This window comes from Vibrio sp. 1069 (assembly GCF_033340555.1).
In genome coordinates this window covers 108,515-131,339 of sequence record NZ_JAWOWP010000011.1, presented here as the reverse complement: position 1 = coordinate 131,339, position 22,825 = coordinate 108,515, and the positions used below count along the sequence as shown (strand labels likewise).

Here is a 22,825-nt window from a genome sequence, read left to right as displayed (position 1 = left end):
TAGGTTACGCGATACTTTTAAACGGTGTTTTACTTATTAAAGTAGAAAATCACTAAGTATAAATAAGAGTTCAGAGCTTGTAGTTCAAGCTTTGAACTTTTTGGTTAAAAAAAAGCAGCAAATTATATTTGCTGCAAATGATGAAAAAAACAATATGCGTAAGTTAACTTCCTAGCAATGGATGCGTTAACGAGTTAATAATAACGAACCGTAACAATTAAGTCTCGTTGAAAATAATCCATAAAGAATGGCATTTATTACACTGTTAATTATGTAATCTAATCTAGTTATCACACGCCGTCGTTTTTATATCTTATCTCTTTCCGTCAATAAATAGCTCTTCACATCAGATCCCATTTATCATCCCACAACAGTCGGATTCAAAACAAAGTAATAAAAATCAATAAATTAGAAGTAGCCACTTAAAAAATAAAAAGGAGTAAAAACGAAACTATATCAGATAGAACATATTAAAGATCACCGACTCTGAGTAGAAAGCCGTTCATACTCGTTACGCATACAATCAATAAAGACTTCCATCGCCGGCGTCACACACTTCCCAGCATGATAAGCGCAGAGTGGCTTGATCATCTGTGAAAATTCGGTGAACTCAAGCTCTTGTAAACTGCCCTCTTGCAACTCTTTTTCAACCGTAAAACGAGGTAAGTAAGAGATACCAATATTACTCTCAACGCAATTTTTGATCGTATTAATACTGCTAAGTTCGATCATGTTGTCGATGCTAATATCACGCTCTTGAATAATGCTCTCAAACATCTGTCGAAAAAGGCACTTAGGGCCATTGCTTATAAACCCTAAATCAATATGTTGCTCTCTCTTCTTTAAATCTAGCCCTTTTAAAAGCGGTGAAGCAACTAATACCAGTGGCTCGTGCTCAAACTCGTGCACCTTGAGCGTATCGTCATTACCTACTCGATAAAACACACCTAAATCAGCTTTATCCTCTATCAACTCATCTCGAATCTGATAGCAATTTTGTGATTGCAGAGAGAGTCTGACATTGGGCGCTCTGATCCTGAACTCTTTTAAAACATTAGCCATCTTATAAGCAAGTTGAGTCTCAGCAATCAGCACTTTCAATTCACCGGTCGGCTCCGAGTTTTCTTGCTGTGCTGTTCCCTCAATATTTTCCATCACTCGCGCCAGTTCATAGACGTAAGGCAGTATCTTTTCTCCTGCTTGAGTCAAAACCATCTTACGCCCTATTTTTTCGAACAGCTGCAGAGACAGATCTTGTTCCAACTGCTTGATTTGAAAGGTGACGGTTGATTGCGTGCAATAAAGCTTCTGTGACGCTTTTAGAAACGATCCTTCTTCAACAATAGCTTTAAAAGTAAGAAAGCGTTTTAGATTCATGACTAGACTCCACAACCAACAGTTCAATAAATTAAAAGTCTAAGTTTTAATTTATTCAATTTTTTAATCAATTGTAGCGAAGTATAGTGCAGTAAAAACAGGAGAGATAGAGATGACAGCCATCTACACCGCATTTTTTACTTACGTAATCATTACTTCAATTACACCAGGTCCAAACAACATTTTATCGCTCAGCATCGCGACGCAATATGGACTAAAACGCTCAACAAAAGTGATTTCGGGGATGTTTTGTGGCTATGTTGTTTTGATGCTACTTTGTGGCGCTTTCACGTATAACATGATCAGCCTCTTGCCCGTGATTACACCTTGGCTAACATGGATTGGAGCAGCTTATATTGTTTGGTTGGCTTGGGGGCTTGCTACGAGTGAGATCAAAACTTCATCGGATAATTCTAAAGGTATCAGTTTCTTAACAGGTTTCGGTTTGCAGTTCGTTAATGTGAAAATCATTCTTTATGGAATTACCTCTATTTCTACGTTCGTACTGCCCCACACTCAGAATATCTACTGGATCTTAGCGACTAGCCTCATTCTTGCTTTGATCGCACTTCTTAGCAACGTAGTTTGGGCCGTTGCAGGAAAGCTACTTCAATCGCAATTCCAGAGATATGGCAAAGTCATCAATATGAGCTTAGCAGCAGCTCTGATCTATTGTGCGACACAGTTATTTACTTAAGTATATAGTTGATCATCAAGAACAATATTGCTCTTCAACTTAGACGACTACGTTTATGTGAAGAGCAAATTCTGCTCTACAAATCGCTGCGGTTTCTCCTGCCCTTACTCGCTCCTCCCGCGCCTCCATACGGCAGTTTTTGAAGAAGTAGATTCAACGTCACTTAATCAACCTAAAGATACGAAATCTTGTTTAGCTATACATACACGGCCTTGGCGACCTCGGCAATAACTAAGTATTACTTAGTATACACAAATCAGAAAAACTAAGATAATCTTAGTCATTCAAGTCCTTCGTATGAACTTTAAGTGTTGTTTAATAACCCACTCCCAGCCCGCCTTAAGCATGCGCGTAAACAAGCGAATCTGTCCCAAAAAGCACTGGGCATCCGTATCGGCATGGATGATAGTTCTGCAAGTGCAAGGATGAATCAATACGAAAGGGAGCGCCATACTCCCGACGTAAAAACGCTCAAACTTATCGCAGATGAGCTAAACGTGCCTCTAAACTATTTTTTTTGTGAAGATGAAATCACCGCTGAACTTGCTGTGAATCTCCACAAGCTGTCAAATGATGACAAGCAAAGAGTGCTTGAGAGCACAGCCCAGCTGATTGCGGACGCAATCGCCACGAAGTCGAGTACGTAATTGGGATTAAACGCCTAAGAATACGTATCAATACCAAAGAATCAAAGAGCATAACTAAGGGTTCAACATGGCTACAACAAAAGCACTTGTGGTTTTTTCCGGTGGGCAGGACTCTACGACCTGCTTAATCGATGCATTAAATACATATGATGAGGTTCATGCTATAACGTTTGATTATGGCCAGCGTCATTCAGATGAAATAGATATCGCTATCGAATTAGGTAAGCAACTTAACATCAAAAGCCACAAAGTCCTGGATGTAAAATCAATTAATGAGTTAGCGATAAGCTCGCTGACAAGAGACAACATTCCGGTATCTAATGACTTAAGCGACGCTAACGTACCCAATACATTCGTTCCAGGGAGAAACATTCTCTTTCTTACTTACGCATGTATCCATGCTTACCAGCTTGGCATTCAAGACATCATTACGGGAGTCTGCGAAACAGACTTTAGTGGTTACCCTGACTGCCGAGACAACTTTATTCGCTCTCTAAATCTCTCTTGCAATTTAGGTATGGATAAAGCCTTCAACATTAAGACTCCTTTAATGTGGCTTACTAAAGCCGAGACCTGGGCTCTAGCTGATAAGCACAATATGTTGGAGTTTGTCCAAAACAATACTTTAACATGTTACAACGGAATCGTTGGTAAAGGCTGTGGTGAATGCCCAGCGTGCCTACTGCGACAAAGCGGCTTAGAAGAATACTTAGCGAGCAAATAGTCTTTGTTAGCGGTAATAGCGCTGGGATAAAACCTTTTGCGTTAGCTTCTAAACGTTTTATCTCAGCGTGAAACTCCAGCCAACAGAGCTTCATTTTGATGCCGCCAGATTGGTGGCATCAATTAAATGCGAAACGATTGTCGAACCAAAGATAGCACCACACCACAGCAGCCAACACTGCTTAGCTTTTACAACGCTATAAATTGTTTAGATATATCGACAATGTTTCGATAGCAAAGCTACCAACGGCATTACTCGCGAAACCGGAATTAGATAGAAAAGCTACCTCGAATGATGACGAGTCTCTCGTCTAAGCAATACTCAAATATTTATGAGTTTGAACAGACAAACGCCAATTGCGGGCAATGCACGTATCAATACACAATTGCGTAGCACGAGGCTTCTGGCTAATTGGTTGTAGTGCAATGATAGTCTCGGCCGCTACGTTCGCATTTGCTAAAAGGTCATCAAGGTGGTCGATGTCTTTCTGGGTGCCGACTGGATGCTTAATCTCATTTGCTCGCTCTAACGCGCTATTAAGCACTGGCAATTTACCTTTCATTGCCACTTTTGGTGACACTGTCACCCACGTATTTTCTGAAGTAATCACTTCTGATGTGCCACTGGTTTCAATTTGGCATTGGCACCCCATATCTTCAAACGCCTTTGTTAAAGGGCGCAGATCATAAATACAAGGCTCTCCACCAGTAATCACGATATGCTTAGCATTAAAGCCTTGCTGTTGGTATTGCTCTACGATGTTCTCGGCAGATGCAACACACCAAGTCGGAGAGTCTTCCGTTTTCACCAGAATATCGCCTATTTGACGTTGATCATTCTCATCTGCATACCACGTCTGTTTGGTATCGCACCATGAGCAACCAACCGGACACTCTTGAAGCCGAACAAAAACAGCAGGGACTCCAGTGAAAATCCCTTCCCCTTGGATGGTTTCAAACATCTCATTTAGCTTATACAACGCAGAACTCACTCAACTCATAACATTTCAAGGCGAAGACCATAATGGACACGCGTGTCTAGGTCAATTTAAACCAAAAATTAATTGTTAAAATAGACCATTTTGTAGTTTCATAGCGTAATGAATGCAGGTTTCTGGTTAACGTTAAACCAAGCCTTTTTCACTGACAGATCCCAAAAAACTTTAAGGTAAGAAATGATGTATAAACTGATCGCACTAGATATGGATGGCACGCTACTCAATAGTGATAAAGCCATTTCTGAAGAAAACAAACAAGCGATCGCAAAAGCTCGAGAAGCAGGCGTTACTGTCGTTCTCGCTTCTGGTCGCCCATTAGAAGGAATGCAAGACAAGCTCGACGAACTGAATATCCATTCCGATCGAGATTTTGTTCTTTACTACAACGGTTCGATGGTCAAGAACGTAGGCACAAACGACATCATCCACCAGCAAATCATAGATGGTAAAGCTGCAAAATTGGTGGCGCGAAAAGCCGAAGAGCTAGGTGCGTACGTCCATGCTTTTAGTCAAGTTCATGGTTTAATCACCAACGAACACAACCCTTACACCGATATTGAAGCAAAGATAAATGGCTTAAATGTCACCGAGATGAACTTCGAATCACTAGAAGACGATCATCCAATCATCAAAGCTATGATGGTTGCAGAGCCAAGCAAACTAACAGAAGTTATAGCAGCACTGCCAGCTGAAATGCGCGAAGCGTTTACGGTTGTTCAAAGCGCTCCGTTTTTCCTTGAGTTTCTTAACCCTGCGAGCAACAAAGGTATTGGTGTTGCCGCAATTGCCGAGTATCTGGGAATTAAACCGGAAGAAGTTATCTGTATGGGTGACGCAGAAAATGACCACCACATGCTGAAATACGCTGGCCTTGGTATCGCGATGGCAAATGCAATGGAAGAAACCAAGCAAATCGCTGACTACATTACGGCAAGTAATGATGAGCACGGTGTCGCTAAAGCTATAGAAAAGTTCGTGCTCAATGCATAGCCCTTTCCGCCATGTCTGTTGCGTTAAGCTTCTTACGTTTAACACCCCTAGCCGTCCAAGATAGGCAAGCGGCGTTGTTCGTGGACTAAACGTGTAAAAGCCTTGCTGTAATGCAAGGCTTTGTTTTTACTCAAATACTAATAGATAACAAATACAGCCATCAATCTAGCAACGTTTTGCTCGGTTGGTTTTCACAAGTCAGCTTCCTTGCAAGCAGCATAAATAACAACATTAATAATGGATAATGTAACGTCGACAAGACTAATGACCACAAACCGCTAAACGATACGATATTAGCCGAGTACAAATAGAGTTGATCAACAAGCAACAATGCCAGCGTTACAAAGATCATCTGCCGAGTATCTAAATGTGCTTTCGACTCTTTAAATGTCATGACCAACGCTGATGCAGTGATTAAAATTGCTAGCCAGCGACCAAACACAGGTAATGGCCAGATGACGGAGATGACCGCTGTTGCCGCAGTCATAACGAACCAGACGCCTTTTGAGCTTAGAACTTGATCAACGTTCACATCTTGATTTGTCTCCAGTCGAAGAACATGCCAAGCCACCAAGCTGCCTAACAGCGCGCCAAATAACATATCTAAAATAAAGGCACTACCGAGGAAAAACTTACCTAACACCACAGTAAGAGTGATGAACACGAAGACTGCCGTTGTTCCATTCAAACCAAAATACTGGGTTCTATGAAACAAGAACGTCAGCACACAAAACCACACAGCGATAGGCAAGCTAGGAAAACTAAAGCCAAAGCTGTGCGTTAACTCCATCATTGGTATATAGACATGTGGGCGCGGTAGCGAAAAGCCTTGTTGAGCGACAAGCACCATAAGCGACGTTGCACTAATTGCGAAAAAGAGTCGGTACACAAACCGGCTACCAAAGCGCATCATGGCAAAAGGAAATAGAAAGAGTAGTACCGTTGGTTCTGTCAGATCTATAACGAGTTTCGAGATCTGACTAGCTACCTCGTAACTCGTTTCTGACAACGCCCCAACCCAACTCTGTAAATCTATCAGCCACGCCAATTCAACCTGACGAAATGAAGGCGCGGATTCGATCAGCTGAGTAACATAAGATACTGATTGCTTGGTAGCTTGATCAAAAAACTGAGTGACTTGTGGCCATTGCTCAGGATAACGATACAAAGATGATGGTAATTCAGATGGGCTAAGCAGCATCGCTGACGCAACTTCTACTCCATAATGAGGGGCAAACCAAATAGGCAGTTCATTTCCACCTAAAGAATTATTCATAGAAAAAGCGATAATGTCAGAGTCTGATATACAGTCGTAAAAAACTGCAGTGTCCGTTCTGCCAAGCTCCTCTCCAACCGTAACCACTATACCGGTTTCTTCCCACGTTTCTCGTTGAGCAGCAACTTGTGGAGACTCACCATCAATGATGGTTCCGCCAGGTAGAGAAATCTTATCCGTTAATACTTCATGAACTAGCACTAACTTGTCATCAGCGCGAACAATACAGAGCGCTCCTTTAACTTCGCTCGCAGTGGCTTTAGCCGTAGAGATCGGTGAAACAGGTAACAAAATAAAACAAAGGATGAGTAATAACAGCTGTCTCAACACAAAATATGACCTTAAATAAACATAATGATAACCAATGAATCATGGCAGTTAATCTTATCTTTTTCGACAAAAATTAAGTAACGAGTTATGCCAAACTGAGTTGATCGCGTAAAACCTGAACTCAACGCTCACTGGAGAATAATTTAATGCAAACCTGACAAAAATCAGACAAAACATAAAATGTTGATCGCAATTCTGCCAGTTATATAAAGATAACGTCAGGACAAAGTCATACACATTTTGTGGGTTCTCATAGTTGACACAATAAAAAAGGGCTTATTATTCGCAAACAATAAACCCCAGTTATGATAACTATGTACTGATCGTTGAAACCAAGAATGAATCTTATCTCATGGTCAACGAATCAAATTCACTGGCCCGATCGTTAGTTAGACGTGCAATTCTCATCGCCTACTTTTTGCCAAACACCCCAAGGCCCTGAGTCTGCTGGGTTATCACCTTGAGTCCACCACTGCGCTTGCCAAACTTTACCATTCCAAGTGACCGTATCTCCTTTGAGATACACTAAGCTGGCTTGCCATACAGTTGTACAGCTATCTGTGGGAGGCGTTGTCACCGTTTTCGCTTGAGCAGATACTAACGCTTGGTATTGTGTGCTGGTCTTATCAACGTTGAAGTTCAAAGCCACTCTTGCTTCTCCGCTCTGAGTAGCACCAAATTCAACATCAACACGACAACTTGCATTCATTGCTAACGTCGCCTGAGAGCACTGATCATTGGCAATAACAGCTGCATCAGTAACACCCGAAGCAAACGCGCGAACATTTTCCACAGTGAACGTGGTGTTCCCTGAATTCTGGATAACAAAGCTATGTTGCTGTAACTCCCCAACATTAAATGATGCCAGTGTCTGTTCGGTGGTGTATCCAACAGAAACATTTTCTTTTGGTGGTGTTGCTGTTCCGATAACACCATCGACAAAATTGCGCATAGCAGCGATATCGCTATAAACCCCATACATACCAGGACGAGCACAACCTATTCCCCAACTGACCACACCAAGTTGAGTAATTACACCACTGCGATTAATGACGATTGGACCACCACTATCTCCCTGACAAGAATCTATCCCACCTTGAGGAATACCCGCACAGAATGACACTTCTCCAACCGTTGTGTAGTTGCCACCGGCTTGACGGCAAGTCATATCCGACACAAGTGGGACGTCAACCTCTTGCAATCGAGACGGAGAGCTTCCTCCTTCAGAAGTTCGCCCTAAGCCAGCAACACTAAGCCAATCTCCGATGCTCGCGTATTGCGTTAGACTGCCATTCGCAATCTCAACTGAAGAAACACCTTGAGGCACAGAGTCGAGCTTCAATACCGCGAGGTCATGAGAAAGCGTCGCGCGGCGATATGCCGGGTGCATATGGATCTCACTGACGTTTGCACGAACACCGTCACTACCGTTATAAACAACGCCACCGATTTTAACCGCTATCTGATTCGGAGAATCACCCTCAACACAATGCGCAGCAGTCAGGACGTAACCATTCCCGATATAACTGGCCCCACAATATGATCGGTTACCATAACGACTAACAATTTGGGTGTAGAATTTCCAGTCACGTGGGTCGGCAGTTACTCCGCCTACGATCTGGGGTTGGATAGTATGATTTTGCGTCTGTGACAAATCATCAGCACTTGCGAACATTGGCAAAACGGCTAAAGCAAGTAACGATTTTGTTAGTTTCAAAATATTGTCCTCTTGTTTTTGTAAGCACGATCCTCGTGCTACTAATAAACAAGCAGACAAAAACGCCGATACCAATGTGGGTGCATATCAATTTGTTAACATTGCGAGCAACTTATAGAGAAAAGTCTATTGACGAACTGAATGATTTCAATTCGATAGAACCTAAATCACAATATTAAAGTTAAATACGATTATTCGTTCAGCGGTTTTCTTAAATAGTGGATATGATGTGCAAATCCTTGTTTTTCATACAAAGATATTGCGCCCTGGTTAAAATGCCATACTTCAACAAACATCTGTTTTGCACCGTAATCAGAGAACGTTGACTCAATTTTATTAATCAATGCCTGCGCCGTACCTTGTTTTCGATATTCAGGCAGCACATAGAGCTCATCCACACTTCCCATCATAACTGGCTGGCTGACGGTAGAAATAAGTTCACAGAAGTGACCAGAGATAAAGCCAATAATTTCATCTCCTTGTTTTGCTACGTAAACAAGGCACTCAGGGTCGTCAATATATCGAGCAATGCTTTTTTCTTGTTCTATCTCCTCTGCCGTTTTGAAAAGCTCAGGAGATTGAAGATGATGCTCATCATGAAGCTCGAACATAAGATCGTTGAGCAACTCTAGGTCGCTAAAACACGCAGGTTTAATCGCAAACGTGGTCATACAAAGGGTCACTAAAAATGGAATGGCTGTAGTTTGTGAGGAAAACGTCGTATTGGCAAGTCACAAATGCTTTCACGATACGTTTGTACTGTTTGAACAACAAAAAGGCCCCTGTACTTAATAAACGTACAGAGGCAGAACCAACCTACAGAGTTCGAGGATCAGGGGTTAGTTAGAATTGAGTTTTTATCAGCGTCGTAGCACTCGCTCAATTTCGTTCAAGCTACTTGGGTCATCAATCGTTGACGGAACGGTGTATTTTTCACCATCAGCTATTTGACGTATAGTTCGACGCAAAATTTTACCTGAACGTGTTTTCGGTAAACGGTCTACAACCAACGCATGCTTGAAGCAAGCAACTGCACCTATCTCACTACGCACTTTGCCAACAAGCTCACCTTCAAGGTCTAGCTCATCCACTTTGACGCCGTCTTTCAGTACAACAAAACCAAGTGGAAGCTGACCTTTTAGATCATCGTGGATACCGACCACCGCACATTCTGCAATCGCTGGGTGGCCTCCTACTATTTCTTCCATTTCACCTGTCGACAATCGGTGTCCCGCGACATTAATCACGTCATCAATACGTCCCATAATAAACAGGTAACCGTCTTCATCCAGATAGCCACCATCACCTGACACGTAGTAGCCTGGGAATTGGCTAAGATAACCAGTTTCAAAACGGTCATGATTACGCCAAACCGTTGGCAGACAACTTGGTGGTAGCGGACGTTTTAATGCGACAAAGCCTTGTTGGTTAGGCCCGACAGCCTCTCCAAGTTCATTCAGAATCTCGACCTGATAACCCGGAATGGGCTTCGTCGAAGAACCAGCTTTAACTGGCATCATTTCGACACCTGTCGGGTTGCCAGCGATGGCCCAGCCCGTCTCGGTTTGCCACCAGTGGTCAATAACGGGCTTGTCCGCTTTGCTCTGAACCCACTCCAGTGTCGGAGGGTCAAGGCGTTCTCCCGCCATAAAGATGGTTTTCAGATTCGACAAGTCGTGCTGTTTTAAGTGCTCGCCTTCCGGGTCCTCTTTCTTAATCGCACGAAACGCCGTTGGTGCAGAGAACAACGCATCTACTTTATATTCATCACACACTCGCCAAAATGCGCCAGGATCCGGTGTTCGAACAGGCTTGCCTTCGAATAGGATAGTAGTGCAACCGTGAATCAGTGGAGCGTAAACAATGTAAGAGTGCCCTACTACCCAGCCCACATCAGATGCCGCCCAAAAGACGCCATCTTGAGGAATGTTATAGATTGCGCTCATGGAGTACTTCATCGCGACAGCATGGCCACCGTTATCACGCACAACGCCTTTCGGCTTACCTGTCGTGCCCGATGTATAAAGTATGTAGAGCGGATCGGTTGCTAACACCGGAACACAACCATGTGGCAGCGCTTGTTTGTACTCTCGCTGCCAATCTAAGTCTCTTTCTTGGTTTAGCTCAGCGTCGCACTCTGGACGTTGGAAAACAAACACTTTCTCAGGCTTCCAACGGCTGTCCATAATGGCTTTGTCTACCATTGGTTTGTATGGAATGACTTTGTTGATCTCAATCCCGCACGACGCCGTCATGATCACTTTCGGCTCTGCATCTTCAATTCGTACAGCAAGCTCATTAGGTGCAAAACCACCGAATACTACGGAATGAATCGCCCCCAAACGCGCGCAGGCAAGCATCGCCATTGCGGCTTCTGGGATCATCGGCATATAAATAACGACTCGGTCGCCTTTTTCAACACCTTGAGCAGACAGCATGCCAGCAATTTTTGCTACTTGGTCACGTAGGTCGCTATAGGTGTACGTGGCTTTACGACCTGTCACTGGCGAGTCATAAATGAGTGCAGTATTATCACCGCGTCCTTGCTCGCAATGGTAATCTAATGCTAACCAGCACGTATTCATTACACCATCTGGAAACCAACGTTCTATGCCGTTTTCATCAGATTTCAAGATAGTTTTAGGAGATTCAAACCAATCGATATTCTCCGCTTGAGCGCGCCAAAAACTCTCCGGTTCATTCTTCGCCCATAAGTATTCTTTTTCGTATGAAGACATATTGCTTCCTCCAGTATGTCCTGACATTGCTCTCGTTCTACTCAAAGATCGCTCTTTTAATCCAAAGATCGTCTCTTTTAATCGAAGACATAGAAGGGTACACGCACAAATCCCTCCATCAGTATTCTCGCACTTCGGCTCATAATGGCTTTTTGCACCACCCAGCCCTGCTCAGTTTGCTTCGCTTGTGCCCCAACTTTTAACGTTCCTGAGGGGTGGCCAAAAGTCACTGACTCTTTTTCACCGCCACCAGCAGCCAAGTTAACCAACGTACCCGGTACACACGCCGCTGAAGCGATAGCAACAGCTGCTGTTCCCATCATTGCATGGTGAAGTTTGCCCATCGACAACGCACGAACCAACACATCTATGTCCGACTCATTAACGGCTTTACCACTTGAAGACAGGTAACTTTTCGGTTTAGAAACAAACGCAATTTTCGGTGTGTGCTGGCGTGTTTGAGCTTCTTCTAAATCAGAAATCAGGCCCATTTTTAACGCGCCATATGCACGGATAGATTCGAACATCGCCAATGCGGCATCATCGTTGTTGATATCGTCTTGTAGCTCAGTGCCCTGATAACCAACCGATTCAGCATCAATAAAAATGGTTGGAATGCCCGCATTTATAAAGGTGGCGTTAAACGTACCTACGTCCGGTACCACTAAATCATCGACTAAGTTGCCTGTTGGGAACATGCTGCCTTCGCCATCAGAAGGGTCAACGAAATCGACTTGAATCTCAGCGGCTGGAAACGTCACGCCATCGAGCTCAAACTCGCCGGTTTCTTGGACGAAACCATTAACAATTGGAACGTGAATCAAGATGGTTTTGCTGATGTTCACCTGCCAAACACGCACCGTCACAATGCCATTTTCTGGAATGCAATCTTGTGGAATCAGCCCAGCATGAATGGCGAAGGGACCAACTGCCGCAGACAAGTTGCCGCAGTTACCACTCCAATCGACGAATGGTTTGTCGATCGACACTTGTCCAAACAAATAGTCAACGTCATGACCGTCTTGGCTACTGCGCGAAACAATCACTGTTTTACTGGTGCTGGAGGTTGCACCACCCATACCGTCGATTTGCTTCGCGTAAGGATCCGGGCTGCCGATAACACGTAACAACAGCTTGTCACGCGCGGCTCCAGCCATTTGCGCTTCTTGAGGTAAATCCTCTAGGTTGAAAAAGACACCTTTACTCGTGCCGCCACGCATGTACGTCGCGGGCACTTTTATTTGGCTTGTTTGATTCGGAGTATTATTTGCCATACGCACTCCTTATTGTGCCAAGAAATCTTGCGCGAAACGCTGCAGAACACCGCCTGCGTTGTACACGTGAACTTCGTCAGCGGTATCTAAGCGACAAGTAACCGGAACATCGACTTTATCGCCGTTGCTGCGTGTGATAACCAGCGCTAAATCAGCGCCCGGCTTGATTTCTCCAACCACGTCGTAAAGTTCCGTACCATCCAGCTCTAGCGTATTGCGGTTAACGCCCGACTTAAATTGCAGTGGTAGTACGCCCATGCCAACCAAGTTAGTACGGTGAATACGCTCAAATCCTTCAGCAACAATGGCTTCTACGCCTGCCAGTCGAACGCCTTTTGCTGCCCAGTCACGGGATGACCCCTGACCGTAATCCGCGCCAGCCACCACGATCAATGGTTGTTTACGATTCATGTAGGTTTCAATCGCTTCCCACATACGAACCACCTGCCCTTCTGGCTCTACACGCGCCAGAGATCCCTGCACGACTTCGCCGTTTTCCTTCACCATTTCATTGAACAACTTTGGGTTAGCGAAGGTCGCGCGTTGCGCCGTTAAGTGGTCACCACGGTGAGTCGCGTAAGAGTTGAAATCTTCTTCTGGCACACCCATTTTCGCTAAGTATTCACCTGCTGCGCTGCTTCCAAGAATCGCGTTGGATGGTGATAAGTGATCAGTGGTGATGTTGTCGCCCAGAATCGCCAATGGACGCATACCAGACAATGTTCTTTCTCCCGCTAGCGCACCTTCCCAGTACGGTGGTCGGCGGATGTAGGTACTCATCGGACGCCAGTCGTACAGCGGGTTGGGATTTTGCTCTTGATCATTCAGCTTAAACATCTGAATGTAAACTTGCTTAAACTGCTCAGGTTTAACATGAGTACCGACAACTGCATCGATCTCTTCATCGCTTGGCCACAAATCATTTAAGTAAATTGGTTTGCCATGTTGGTCAGTGCCCAGTGCATCGCGCTCGATATCAAAACGAATGGTACCGGCCAGCGCATAAGCGACAACCAATGGTGGTGAAGCCAAGAAAGCTTGTTTGGCGTACGGATGGATTCGACCATCAAAGTTACGGTTACCAGAAAGCACCGCTGTCGCATATAAATCACGGTCGATGATCTCTTGTTGGATTTTTGGATCCAGCGCACCACTCATACCGTTACAAGTTGTACATGCGTAACCAACAATGCCAAAGCCAAGCTTCTCTAGCTCTGGTAATAAGCCCGCTTCTTCCAGATACAAGCGTGCAACTTTAGAACCCGGAGCAAAAGACGATTTCACCCACGGTTTACGTACAAGACCAAGTTCGTTGGCTTTCTTCGCCACAAGGCCAGCAGCAACCACGTTTCTTGGGTTACTGGTATTCGTACATGAGGTAATAGCAGCGATGATCACTGCACCATCTGGCAACTCGCCTTCTTTCTCTTCCCACGCTCCAGAAATGCCGCGCTGTGCCAACTCAGAAGTTGGTAAACGACGATGAGGGTTTGACGGACCAGCCAAGTTACGGCTAACTGATGATAAATCGAACTCAAGTACGCGCTCGTAAACGGCGCTATCAAGACCGTCTGCCCAAAGACCGGTTTGTTTTGCGTAATTTTCTACTAGAGCAACTTGTTCTTCATCTCGACCAGTTAGTTTCAAGTAATTGATGGTCTGTTCATCAATATAAAACATGCCAGCTGTTGCGCCGTATTCTGGTGTCATGTTTGAAATCGTTGCGCGGTCTCCGATCGTTAGATCACGTGCGCCTTCTCCAAAGAATTCAAGATATGAAGATACCACACGCTCATTACGAAGAAACTCAGTAATCGCGAGGACAATATCCGTTGCGGTAATGCCCGGTTGACGTTTACCCGTCAGTTTGACACCGACAATATCTGGTAGACGCATCATTGATGGTCGGCCAAGCATGACGGTTTCTGCTTCCAGACCACCGACACCTATCGCAATAACACCAAGAGCGTCTACGTGAGGTGTGTGACTGTCCGTACCCACACAGGTGTCTGGGTAGGCAATGCCCTGCTTTGCTTGTACCACAGGAGACATTTTTTCCAAGTTGATTTGGTGCATGATGCCATTCCCAGCTGGAATCACGCTGACGTTTTCAAACGCTGTTTTACACCACTCGATAAAGTGGAATCGGTCTTCATTACGGCGCTCTTCAATCGCGCGGTTTTTGTCGAAGGCATCAGGGTCAAAGCCCGCATGTTCAACCGCTAAAGAGTGGTCAACGATCAATTGTGTCTCAACCACTGGGTTCACTTTTGCAGGATCACCGCCCTGATCTGAAATGGCATCGCGCAGACCCGCTAAATCGACTAGAGCGGTCTGACCAAGAATGTCATGACAAACAACGCGTGCTGGATACCAAGGAAAATCAAGATCGCGTTTGCGTTCAATTAACTGTTTCAGGCTATCTGTCAATGTGTTCGGGTCACAGCGGCGGACCAGTTGCTCAGCTAGCACGCGAGAGGTATAAGGGAGTGTTTCATAGGCTCCAGGAGAAATGGCATTGACGGCTTCGCGTGCATCAAAATAATCCAGTTGAGTTCCCGGAAGCGGCTTACGATATTGGGTATTAATATTTGTGTTCATGGTTTGCTTCCATTCAGTCTTTACATCTTGCCTTCATCAAGGTTTTCCATTGCTCCAGAAACACAGTGATGAGAGGTTCTCCTTCCTCTGCTAAAGAGAATGACAAAGGAAGGAGGTGGTCAACCAAAGCATATAATGCCCTCGTTGACCTTCGCGCTAGCGATTCTCGATAGGCACCCATTCTTGATGATCTGGGCCCGTATAATCGGCACTTGGGCGAATAATACGGTTATTGGCACGCTGTTCATAAACGTGTGCAGCCCAGCCCGTTAAACGACTCATCACAAAGATTGGGGTGAATAGTTTGGTTGGAATGTCCATGAAGTGGTAAGCCGATGCATGGAAGAAGTCCGCATTACAGAACAGACCTTTCTCTCGCTTCATCACTGATTCAACACGCTCAGAAACCGCATATAGATGAGTATCACCAACTTGTTTCGATAGCTCTTTGGACCATCGTTTTATTAAGGCGTTGCGAGGGTCACTTTCACGATAAATCGCATGACCGAAGCCCATGATCTTGTCTTTATTGGCTAGCATTTTCATGATGTTCGCTTCCGCCTCGTCGGGCGTTTGCCAATCTTCAATCATTTCCATCGCCGCTTCGTTCGCACCGCCGTGAAGTGGTCCACGAAGCGTACCGATTGCTGCCGTGATACAAGAATGGATGTCTGACAACGTTGATGCACAAACGCGTGCTGCGAATGTAGAAGCATTAAACTCATGTTCAGCATAAAGAATGAGCGAGCAATGCATCACTTGTTTGTGCAGCGCAGATGGCGCTTTGTCTGTAAGTAATCGTAAGAAGTAACCACCGATGCAATCTTCAGTCTGATCCTCGGTGTTGATACGCACGCCATCATGACTAAAGCGGTACCAGTAACAGATGATGGCAGGGAACAAGGCAAGCATACGTTCGGTTGCTTTCAGTTGCTCCTCGAAGCTCATTTCCTGCTCTAGGTTACCCAATACAGAACAACCCGTGCGCATTACGTCCATTGGGTGTGCGCTTGCAGGAATCAACTCTAAAGCTTGTTTTAGCTCGGCTGGCAAACCTCTGAGGCTGAGTAGATGTGTCTTGTACGCATCAAGTTCTTGTTGATTCGGCAAGTGACCGCGTAACAGAAGGTGAGCCACTTCTTCAAACTGTGCGTTGTTCGCAAGATCAGTAATATCGTATCCACGATAAGTTAGACCAGTTCCCGTTTTTCCGACAGTACATAAAGCTGTGCTTCCTGCGCTTTGACCACGAAGGCCTGCGCCACCTAATTCTGCTTTCTTTTCTGCAGTTTGAGACATTGTTTGAACTCCTTTTCTGTCTGACTTTTCCCTCTCTGGGGTGTTTTTAGCCAAACGAATTTCACGTTGTTAGATGAGATAAATTCCGATTATCTTTTTCTTGGGCTTCCGTCTATTTTTGCTTTTCCCCCGCTATTTCCCTTCAGAGAATAACTGGTCAAGTTTGTCTTCGTAGTCGTGGTAATTCAGGTGCTGATACAACTCTTTACGTGTTTGCATCGAATCAACCAGTGCTTCCTGATTACCCACTTCTAGCAAATGTTTGTAGACCGTTTCAGCAGCTTTGTTCATGGCACGGAACGCACTTAATGGGTAAAGCACCATATCGACTTTCGCTTTTGCAAGCTCATCGCAGCCGTACAGTGGCGTTGCGCCGAACTCGGTAATGTTGGCCAGAATAGGAACGTGCTTTCCAGTTGCTTGCTCAAGTGCGTTTGAGAACTGAAGGTACTGATCCAGCTTGGTCATCGCTTCTGGGAAGATCATGTCTGCGCCAGCTTCCACACACGCAATCGCACGCTCGATTGCGCTGTCCATGCCTTCAACAGCTAGCGCGTCTGTACGAGCCATAACCACGAAACTTTCATCATTGCGTGCGTCAACCGCGGCTTTTACGCGATCAACCATCTCTTGCTGGCTGACTATTGCTTTGTTCGGACGATGACCACAACGTTTCTGTGCGACTTGGTCTTCCATGTGCACCGCTGCCGCGCCTGCTTTTTCCATCGCTTTGATCGTGCGAGCAATGTTAAATGCACCGCCAAAACCCGTGTCGATATCAACCAAAAGAGGCAAATCACATGCGTTAGTGATGCGGTCAACATCAACCAAAACGTCGTTTAATGTTGTGATACCGAGATCCGGCAATCCGTATGACGCATTTGCGATACCGCCACCAGACAAGTAAATCGCTTGGTGACCCAAGTTTTTTGCCATCATGGCGCAATACGGGTTTATAGTGCCGACAATTTGTAGTGGATTATTTTGTTCAATGGCGAGTCTGAATTTCGCTCCCGGTGTTAAGCTCATGACGAATTCCTTCTAGTCTTTGTCTAAACTTTCTGTATGTATAATTTGAGATTGGATGAGCTTTCGACTTCCTGATATGTGTCTTCTCATCAACATTTCTGCAAGCTCTTCATCGCGATTGCGAATGGCTTCCAAAATGAATTTGTGTTCGGTGAGCGCCTCATTCGGGCGAGATTGCGCACGTGGCGACTGGTAACGATACATCCGTAATAAGTGATAGAGTTCATCACACAGCAGAGATATTAACTTACTGTTTCTGCTCGCTTGGATGATGCGATAGTGAAAATCAAAGTCACCATGTTGATGGAAGTAAGACGCGCCTTCCATTTGGTCTATATGCTTGGAATGTGTCGACAATAGCATTTCCAAGCTTAAGAGCTCTTCTTGCGTAATGTGTCGCGCAGCTAACCTTGCTGCCATGCCTTCCAATGCTTCTCGAACGGCATAAAGTTCTATCAGCTTTTCCGGAGAAAAAGTGGTCACTCTGGCCCCAACATGAGGAATTCGCTCGATGAGCCCTAGCCCCTCTAAGCGCATCAATGCTTCACGCAAAGGCCCACGACTGACTTGATATTTCTTTGCTAGCTCAGGCTCTGATATCTTATGGCCAGGCTTCACATCGCCATTAACAATGACTTCAATCAGTGTTTCGGTCAGCGTTTCGGATTTGGTGTGTTCTTTCTCAGAACCCAGCACTTTACAACGAGCTTTCAACTCAGAGTTCATATTCAGATACTCTTGTTACCGACATCGAAATGTCTACAATTTCTTAACCTGAATATAAAGTAGTCGATCAAAGTGTCGACAATCAAGTAAATTGTCGACAATTTAAACTAAGGTCGTAATTTAAATGGGCCTAAAATGCCCATTAAGTGCCTTTTTTAGCAGAAATAAAGAATGGTGAGTTCATATTGTCGACAACTTATAAACCTTTAAGCTTATGATCTAAAAACTAAAAGCTCAGCTGTCGAACAATAATCGGATAAAAAACTATTCTTTAGGTACAAATTGATCAAAGACTTGTTGCGAAGTCATCTTTTGTGAAGCGGAATTGAGGTCATAATAAGCTGGCTTTTCATCGGTAAAAATCTCTAAAGTGAGTTTGAAATCTGGGTTATCGAACAAACCAGCGGAAAGAATGTACTCACCTGTCGGCAACAAATGGTAGAAAAGGTTTGTGCCACACTCACCGCAAAACCCCCTCACTCCCCAGTCTGACGACTGATAACGTTTAGGTTCGCCACCTTTAAACGTCACGTTAGGCCCACAATGCACCGCATGAAGTGCGCCACTCGACCATTTTCGACACATAGAGCAATGGCACAGGCTAACCTCATTTTTAACCTCAGCGATGACTTCAATTGCGCCGCACAAACACGTCCCTTTCATTCTCTTTTCCTCGTTCATTTTCCGTCATTTTATTATGGCCTACCAAAGCGTAAAGCCGCGTGACCTAACACCAACTTCTCGCCGTGAACTTTATGAACAAAATAACCGAAATGCTCAATATTCTCTTTATATCTCTTTTACAGACAGATATTTAACACTTAATTAACCTTTACACCAAGTTCAGCTTTAACGCTTACAAGGCATTACAACTGAGCAAAAACAATAAGGCTCAACTAAATAGAGTCGCTAACATAAGGAACGTGAACATGTTAAAGGTACTCAAACCAACGCTCGCCGCTTCAATCATCGCAGCTTCATTTTCATTCAACGCTCTTGCTGCAGATATTGAAAAAATGCACTTTCTTATCCCTGGAGGTGCCGGTGGCGGTTGGGACATGACCGCCCGAGGTACTGGTGATGTATTAATAAAGTCAGACATCGTCGAAACCGTATCATTTCAAAACCTATCTGGTGGCGGCGGTGGCAAAGCAATCGCACATTTGATTGAAACGGCTGATCGTCAAGAAGATACACTCATGGTGAACTCAACACCGATCGTCGTTCGCTCGCTCAGTGGGATCTTCCCACAATCTTTCCGCGACTTGACTCCTGTTGCCGCAACGGTTGCCGATTATGGCGCCATTGTTACATCAGCCGATTCTCCTTACAGCTCTTGGGAAGATGTCGTTAAAGCTTTTAAAGAAAACCCACGTAAGGTGAAGGTTGCTGGTGGCTCTGCTCGTGGTTCTATGGATCATTTGGTTATAGCAGCAGCTTTCAAAGGTGAAGGTTTTGATGCGCGCAAAGTTCGTTACATTGCCTATGATGCAGGTGGAAAAGCCATGGCTGCCCTACTTTCAGGCGAAACACAACTGCTCTCTACAGGGCTAGGTGAAGTACTCGAAATGTCTAAGTCTGGGCAAGTGAAAGTGTTAGCGATTACAGCGCCAAAACGTTTAGAAGCTGCGCCTAACATTCCAACTCTCACCGAATATGGTAATGAAACTGTCTTTGCTAACTGGCGTGGATTCTTTGCAGCACCAGGCACAAGCCAAGAAAAGCTAGATGAATGGAATGCCGCATTTACTAAAATGTATAACACCGACGAATGGCAAGTCGTTCGAGACCGCAATGGTTGGATCGACAACTATAAAGCGGATAAAGCATTCTTCGCGTTTCTTGAAGATCAAGAGCAACAGATGGGTGACTTAATGCGCGAGTTAGGCTTCCTGAAGTAACAGTCGAATTGGGGTCCCTCAGATACCAACCTCAATGAATAACGTAGGTTGGTATTTCCCCATTGTATTTGCACTCTAAGTTTCACCGCATATGGACATTGTCGACAATCGGCATGCACACTCCTTTGTTTATATACCCAAAGCGGATCGACTAGCAGCGAAATGCTTAATTGTTAATGGTTTAGTTTATTCATTGACGTCCATATGCGGTCTTTTTTACTTTTGTTAGGAGTTGAATATGCCTCGTTCAACCAACTTTTTCACCAAAGAGTATTTGCTCTGTCGTGACCGCGTCGGCGCAATGATCTTTCTACTCTTCTGTCTTTGCTACGGTTATCAAACCTCGCAAATTCCATTGTTTCCAGGTGATGAGTATGAACCATTCACCGCACGTACTCTGCCAACCATCCTGACTTACGTTGGTGTCGGCCTTTCTTTGCTATTGCTGGTGACAGGACAACCAGATAAACAAAGTGGCGCAGTGCTGACCTTCAATTGGAAGTTACTGATTGCCTTTTTAATTTTAATGGCGCTCTACGGCGTGGGCCTGACTTACTTAGGTTTTGTGATAGCTACTGGCTTCTTTTTATTGGCTGGCTTTTATCTGCTCGGGGAAAGACGTAAACCCGTTCTGTTTGGCGCGTCGTTTCCATTCGTGATCGCGTTCTACTTATTACTCACTCAAGGTTTGGACATCTATCTCGAACCGGGTTTGATTTTCACCATCTGGTAGTCAAAGAAAGGACTGAATTATGTTAGATGGAATTCTACAAGGTTTATCCACCGCAGTAATGCCAATGAACATTATGATGGTGATCGTTGGTTGCTTCGTCGGTACATTTATCGGCATGTTACCTGGACTTGGGCCGATCTCAGCCATTGCTTTGATGATCCCAATTACTTATGGCCTAGAGCCCTCCTCTGGCCTTATTTTAATGGCGGGTGTTTATTACGGTGCGGTATTTGGTGGCTCTACATCGTCGATTTTAATTAACGCGCCGGGTTGTTCTTCAACCGTGGTCACAGCATTTGACGGCTACCCAATGGCCCAAAAAGGCCAAGCAGGTAAAGCATTAGCTTTGGCAGCTTATTCGTCTTTCACTGGCGGTACGCTATCTGCCATTATGTTGCTTGTTGCCGCACCAGCATTGGCTAGCGTCTCCCTTAGCTTCCAATCGTCGGACTATTTTGCGTTGATGCTACTTGGGTTATCAGCTGTCGCGGCTTTTGCGGGGAAAGGTCAGGTAATCAAAGCGTGGATGATGACCATTCTTGGTTTGATGCTATCTACAGTTGGAATCGATAAAGGCGTAGGCGTTGAACGCTTTACCTTCGGTTTAACGGATTTAATGGATGGCTTTAGCTTCTTGTTGCTTGCAATGGCGACATTCGCACTGGGTGAGACACTGATGGGCATCCTTAAACCATCAAAAGACACCAGCGATGAAGAACAAGAAAAGCTGAGCAACATTGGCTCAATGAAAGTGACCAAGGAAGAAATCAAAGATGTTGCGCCTGTTTCAATTCGCTCTTCAATATTAGGTTTCTTCACTGGCGTTCTTCCTGGCGCAGGGGCAACCATTGCTGCTTTTTTAAGCTATGGTATGGAGCGCAACCTCGCACCTAAAGAGAAAAAGGATGAGTTCGGTAAAGGCAGTATACGTGGTTTGGTTGCGCCAGAGTCTGCGAACAATGCAGCATCTAGTGGTTCATTTGTACCGCTATTAACGCTTGGTATTCCGGGCTCTGGTACAACAGCAATAATGCTCGGTGCGCTGATCGCTTATGGTATTCAACCTGGCCCTCGCCTGTTTGTTGAACACCCAGATGTGTTCTGGTCAGTGATCATTTCCATGTACTTCGGCAACATCGTACTTGTGATCCTGAACTTACCGTTGATTCCGTACATTTCAAAGCTTTTGGCGGTTCCAAGAACGGTGCTTCTACCGATGATTTTATTCTTCTCAATCACCGGGGTTTATTTGGTCTCCTTTAACACTATGGATGTGTTCGTGATGCTGATTGTTGCTATGGCTGCCATTGCACTTCGGCTCGCTAACTTCCCGCTCGCACCTTTATTGCTGGGCTTCATCCTTGGAGGATTAATGGAAGAGAACTTACGCCGCGCATTAATGATTTCAGATGGAGAACTGAGTTTCCTATGGGAGCGTCCTATTACCCTTACCTTTACTGTTTTAGCTGTATTGGTATTGGCAAGTCCACTAATCGTAAAGCTGATTCAAAAGTTTAAAGCACAGCCAGTCAGCGTTGAGCAGTAATCGCTGTCTCTTTCAACCTAGATAAAGCCATCCATCGTGATGGCTTTATCTTCCGCCCTCCAAATCGTTCGCTTATTGTGCAGATGGTATTGACAAATCACTGTCGTTATATGAAGGTGATTGTATGAACACACACTTAGCGCAACTTAACCAACGAATTATCATCATTCCATAGGAATGGTGGGATTTTTTGATGCGCTCAGTATTTATCGAACCCACCCAT

General features: G+C 44.8%; 19 protein-coding genes. 7 read left to right on the top strand and 12 right to left on the bottom strand.

Translation table 11 applies throughout. The features are described 5' to 3' along the window. Positions 1-477 precede the first annotated feature (477 nt). Entirely contained in the window at positions 478-1,377 is a 900-nt protein-coding gene (locus R7040_RS16775) for a LysR family transcriptional regulator (protein WP_136976238.1), read from the bottom strand. A 112-nt stretch (positions 1,378-1,489) separates the two neighbouring features. Between R7040_RS16775 and eamB the strand changes: the two genes are divergently transcribed. The 3 genes from eamB to queC all read left to right on the top strand — a co-directional run bounded on the left by eamB (position 1,490) and on the right by queC (position 3,445). After that, positions 1,490-2,074, top strand: a complete 585-nt coding sequence (gene eamB / locus R7040_RS16770; protein ID WP_005388201.1) for a cysteine/O-acetylserine transporter — start codon at positions 1,490-1,492, stop codon at positions 2,072-2,074. A 308-nt stretch (positions 2,075-2,382) separates the two neighbouring features. After that, positions 2,383-2,721, top strand: a complete 339-nt coding sequence (locus R7040_RS16765; protein ID WP_005388200.1) for a helix-turn-helix domain-containing protein — start codon at positions 2,383-2,385, stop codon at positions 2,719-2,721. A gap of 67 nt (positions 2,722-2,788) precedes the next feature. Further along, positions 2,789-3,445 carry a 7-cyano-7-deazaguanine synthase QueC gene (gene queC, locus R7040_RS16760; protein ID WP_005377298.1) on the top strand — a complete coding sequence of 219 codons (657 nt, stop codon included), beginning with the start codon at positions 2,789-2,791 and terminating at the stop codon, positions 3,443-3,445. Positions 3,446-3,755: 310 nt separating this feature from the next. Here queC and queE read toward each other — a convergent pair whose 3' ends face one another. Further along, positions 3,756-4,406, bottom strand: coding sequence for a 7-carboxy-7-deazaguanine synthase QueE (gene queE, locus R7040_RS16755; RefSeq protein WP_031777254.1), 651 nt, complete (start codon positions 4,404-4,406; stop codon positions 3,756-3,758). Positions 4,407-4,622: 216 nt separating this feature from the next. Between queE and R7040_RS16750 the strand changes: the two genes are divergently transcribed. Continuing rightward, positions 4,623-5,432, top strand: coding sequence for a Cof-type HAD-IIB family hydrolase (locus R7040_RS16750; protein WP_017821691.1), 810 nt, complete (start codon positions 4,623-4,625; stop codon positions 5,430-5,432). Between the two features lie 160 nt (positions 5,433-5,592). Here R7040_RS16750 and R7040_RS16745 read toward each other — a convergent pair whose 3' ends face one another. The 10 genes from R7040_RS16745 to R7040_RS16700 form a co-directional block, all read right to left on the bottom strand. Continuing rightward, a complete protein-coding gene (locus R7040_RS16745) occupies positions 5,593-7,038 on the bottom strand; it encodes a bifunctional NUDIX hydrolase/phosphatase PAP2 family protein (RefSeq protein ID WP_053304405.1) in 1,446 nt (481 codons plus the stop codon). A gap of 385 nt (positions 7,039-7,423) precedes the next feature. After that, entirely contained in the window at positions 7,424-8,755 is a 1,332-nt protein-coding gene (locus R7040_RS16740) for a trypsin-like serine protease (RefSeq protein ID WP_053307037.1), read from the bottom strand. A gap of 191 nt (positions 8,756-8,946) precedes the next feature. Continuing rightward, a complete protein-coding gene (locus R7040_RS16735; RefSeq protein WP_005377290.1) occupies positions 8,947-9,426 on the bottom strand; it encodes a GNAT family N-acetyltransferase in 480 nt (159 codons plus the stop codon). Between the two features lie 189 nt (positions 9,427-9,615). After that, positions 9,616-11,493 carry a propionyl-CoA synthetase gene (locus tag R7040_RS16730; RefSeq protein WP_053350355.1) on the bottom strand — a complete coding sequence of 626 codons (1,878 nt, stop codon included), beginning with the start codon at positions 11,491-11,493 and terminating at the stop codon, positions 9,616-9,618. 77 nt (positions 11,494-11,570) lie between these two features. After that, positions 11,571-12,767: a 2-methylaconitate cis-trans isomerase PrpF gene (gene prpF, locus R7040_RS16725; protein ID WP_258470552.1), complete on the bottom strand. Its 1,197-nt coding sequence runs from the start codon at positions 12,765-12,767 to the stop codon at positions 11,571-11,573. Between the two features lie 9 nt (positions 12,768-12,776). Beyond that, on the bottom strand, positions 12,777-15,368 hold the full coding sequence (gene acnD, locus R7040_RS16720) for a Fe/S-dependent 2-methylisocitrate dehydratase AcnD (protein ID WP_258470551.1): 2,592 nt from the start codon (positions 15,366-15,368) through the stop codon (positions 12,777-12,779). 156 nt (positions 15,369-15,524) lie between these two features. Next, positions 15,525-16,667: a 2-methylcitrate synthase gene (gene prpC / locus R7040_RS16715; protein WP_005377283.1), complete on the bottom strand. Its 1,143-nt coding sequence runs from the start codon at positions 16,665-16,667 to the stop codon at positions 15,525-15,527. A gap of 132 nt (positions 16,668-16,799) precedes the next feature. Continuing rightward, complete coding sequence (prpB, locus tag R7040_RS16710; protein ID WP_042523753.1) at positions 16,800-17,696, bottom strand: methylisocitrate lyase; 897 nt, start codon at positions 17,694-17,696, stop codon at positions 16,800-16,802. Between the two features lie 12 nt (positions 17,697-17,708). Next, a complete protein-coding gene (locus R7040_RS16705) occupies positions 17,709-18,422 on the bottom strand; it encodes a GntR family transcriptional regulator (RefSeq protein WP_042523755.1) in 714 nt (237 codons plus the stop codon). A gap of 264 nt (positions 18,423-18,686) precedes the next feature. Further along, on the bottom strand, positions 18,687-19,085 hold the full coding sequence (locus R7040_RS16700) for a GFA family protein (protein ID WP_017633774.1): 399 nt from the start codon (positions 19,083-19,085) through the stop codon (positions 18,687-18,689). A gap of 266 nt (positions 19,086-19,351) precedes the next feature. On the opposite strand from R7040_RS16700, the gene R7040_RS16695 reads away from it, so the two are divergent. The 3 genes from R7040_RS16695 to R7040_RS16685 all read left to right on the top strand — a co-directional run bounded on the left by R7040_RS16695 (position 19,352) and on the right by R7040_RS16685 (position 22,602). Next, positions 19,352-20,323 (top strand): tripartite tricarboxylate transporter substrate binding protein, encoded by a 972-nt coding sequence (locus tag R7040_RS16695; RefSeq protein WP_005388181.1) that lies wholly within the window; start codon positions 19,352-19,354, stop codon positions 20,321-20,323. 238 nt (positions 20,324-20,561) lie between these two features. After that, entirely contained in the window at positions 20,562-21,056 is a 495-nt protein-coding gene (locus tag R7040_RS16690; protein ID WP_005388179.1) for a tripartite tricarboxylate transporter TctB family protein, read from the top strand. A gap of 19 nt (positions 21,057-21,075) precedes the next feature. Further along, complete coding sequence (locus R7040_RS16685) at positions 21,076-22,602, top strand: tripartite tricarboxylate transporter permease (RefSeq protein WP_005388177.1); 1,527 nt, start codon at positions 21,076-21,078, stop codon at positions 22,600-22,602. Positions 22,603-22,825 lie beyond the last annotated feature (223 nt).

Coding starts and splice junctions, on each gene's coding strand:
- R7040_RS16775 (WP_136976238.1), bottom strand. CDS start 1,377: ATGAATCTAAAACGCTTTCTTACTTTTAAAGCTATTGTTGAAGAAGGA.
- eamB (WP_005388201.1), top strand. CDS start 1,490: ATGACAGCCATCTACACCGCATTTTTTACTTACGTAATCATTACTTCA.
- queC (WP_005377298.1), top strand. CDS start 2,789: ATGGCTACAACAAAAGCACTTGTGGTTTTTTCCGGTGGGCAGGACTCT.
- queE (WP_031777254.1), bottom strand. CDS start 4,406: ATGTTTGAAACCATCCAAGGGGAAGGGATTTTCACTGGAGTCCCTGCT.
- R7040_RS16750 (WP_017821691.1), top strand. CDS start 4,623: ATGTATAAACTGATCGCACTAGATATGGATGGCACGCTACTCAATAGT.
- R7040_RS16735 (WP_005377290.1), bottom strand. CDS start 9,426: ATGACCACGTTTGCGATTAAACCTGCGTGTTTTAGCGACCTAGAGTTG.
- R7040_RS16730 (WP_053350355.1), bottom strand. CDS start 11,493: ATGTCTTCATACGAAAAAGAATACTTATGGGCGAAGAATGAACCGGAG.
- prpF (WP_258470552.1), bottom strand. CDS start 12,767: ATGGCAAATAATACTCCGAATCAAACAAGCCAAATAAAAGTGCCCGCG.
- acnD (WP_258470551.1), bottom strand. CDS start 15,368: ATGAACACAAATATTAATACCCAATATCGTAAGCCGCTTCCGGGAACT.
- prpC (WP_005377283.1), bottom strand. CDS start 16,667: ATGTCTCAAACTGCAGAAAAGAAAGCAGAATTAGGTGGCGCAGGCCTT.
- prpB (WP_042523753.1), bottom strand. CDS start 17,696: ATGAGCTTAACACCGGGAGCGAAATTCAGACTCGCCATTGAACAAAAT.
- R7040_RS16705 (WP_042523755.1), bottom strand. CDS start 18,422: ATGAACTCTGAGTTGAAAGCTCGTTGTAAAGTGCTGGGTTCTGAGAAA.
- R7040_RS16700 (WP_017633774.1), bottom strand. CDS start 19,085: ATGAAAGGGACGTGTTTGTGCGGCGCAATTGAAGTCATCGCTGAGGTT.
- R7040_RS16695 (WP_005388181.1), top strand. CDS start 19,352: ATGTTAAAGGTACTCAAACCAACGCTCGCCGCTTCAATCATCGCAGCT.
- R7040_RS16690 (WP_005388179.1), top strand. CDS start 20,562: ATGCCTCGTTCAACCAACTTTTTCACCAAAGAGTATTTGCTCTGTCGT.
- R7040_RS16685 (WP_005388177.1), top strand. CDS start 21,076: ATGTTAGATGGAATTCTACAAGGTTTATCCACCGCAGTAATGCCAATG.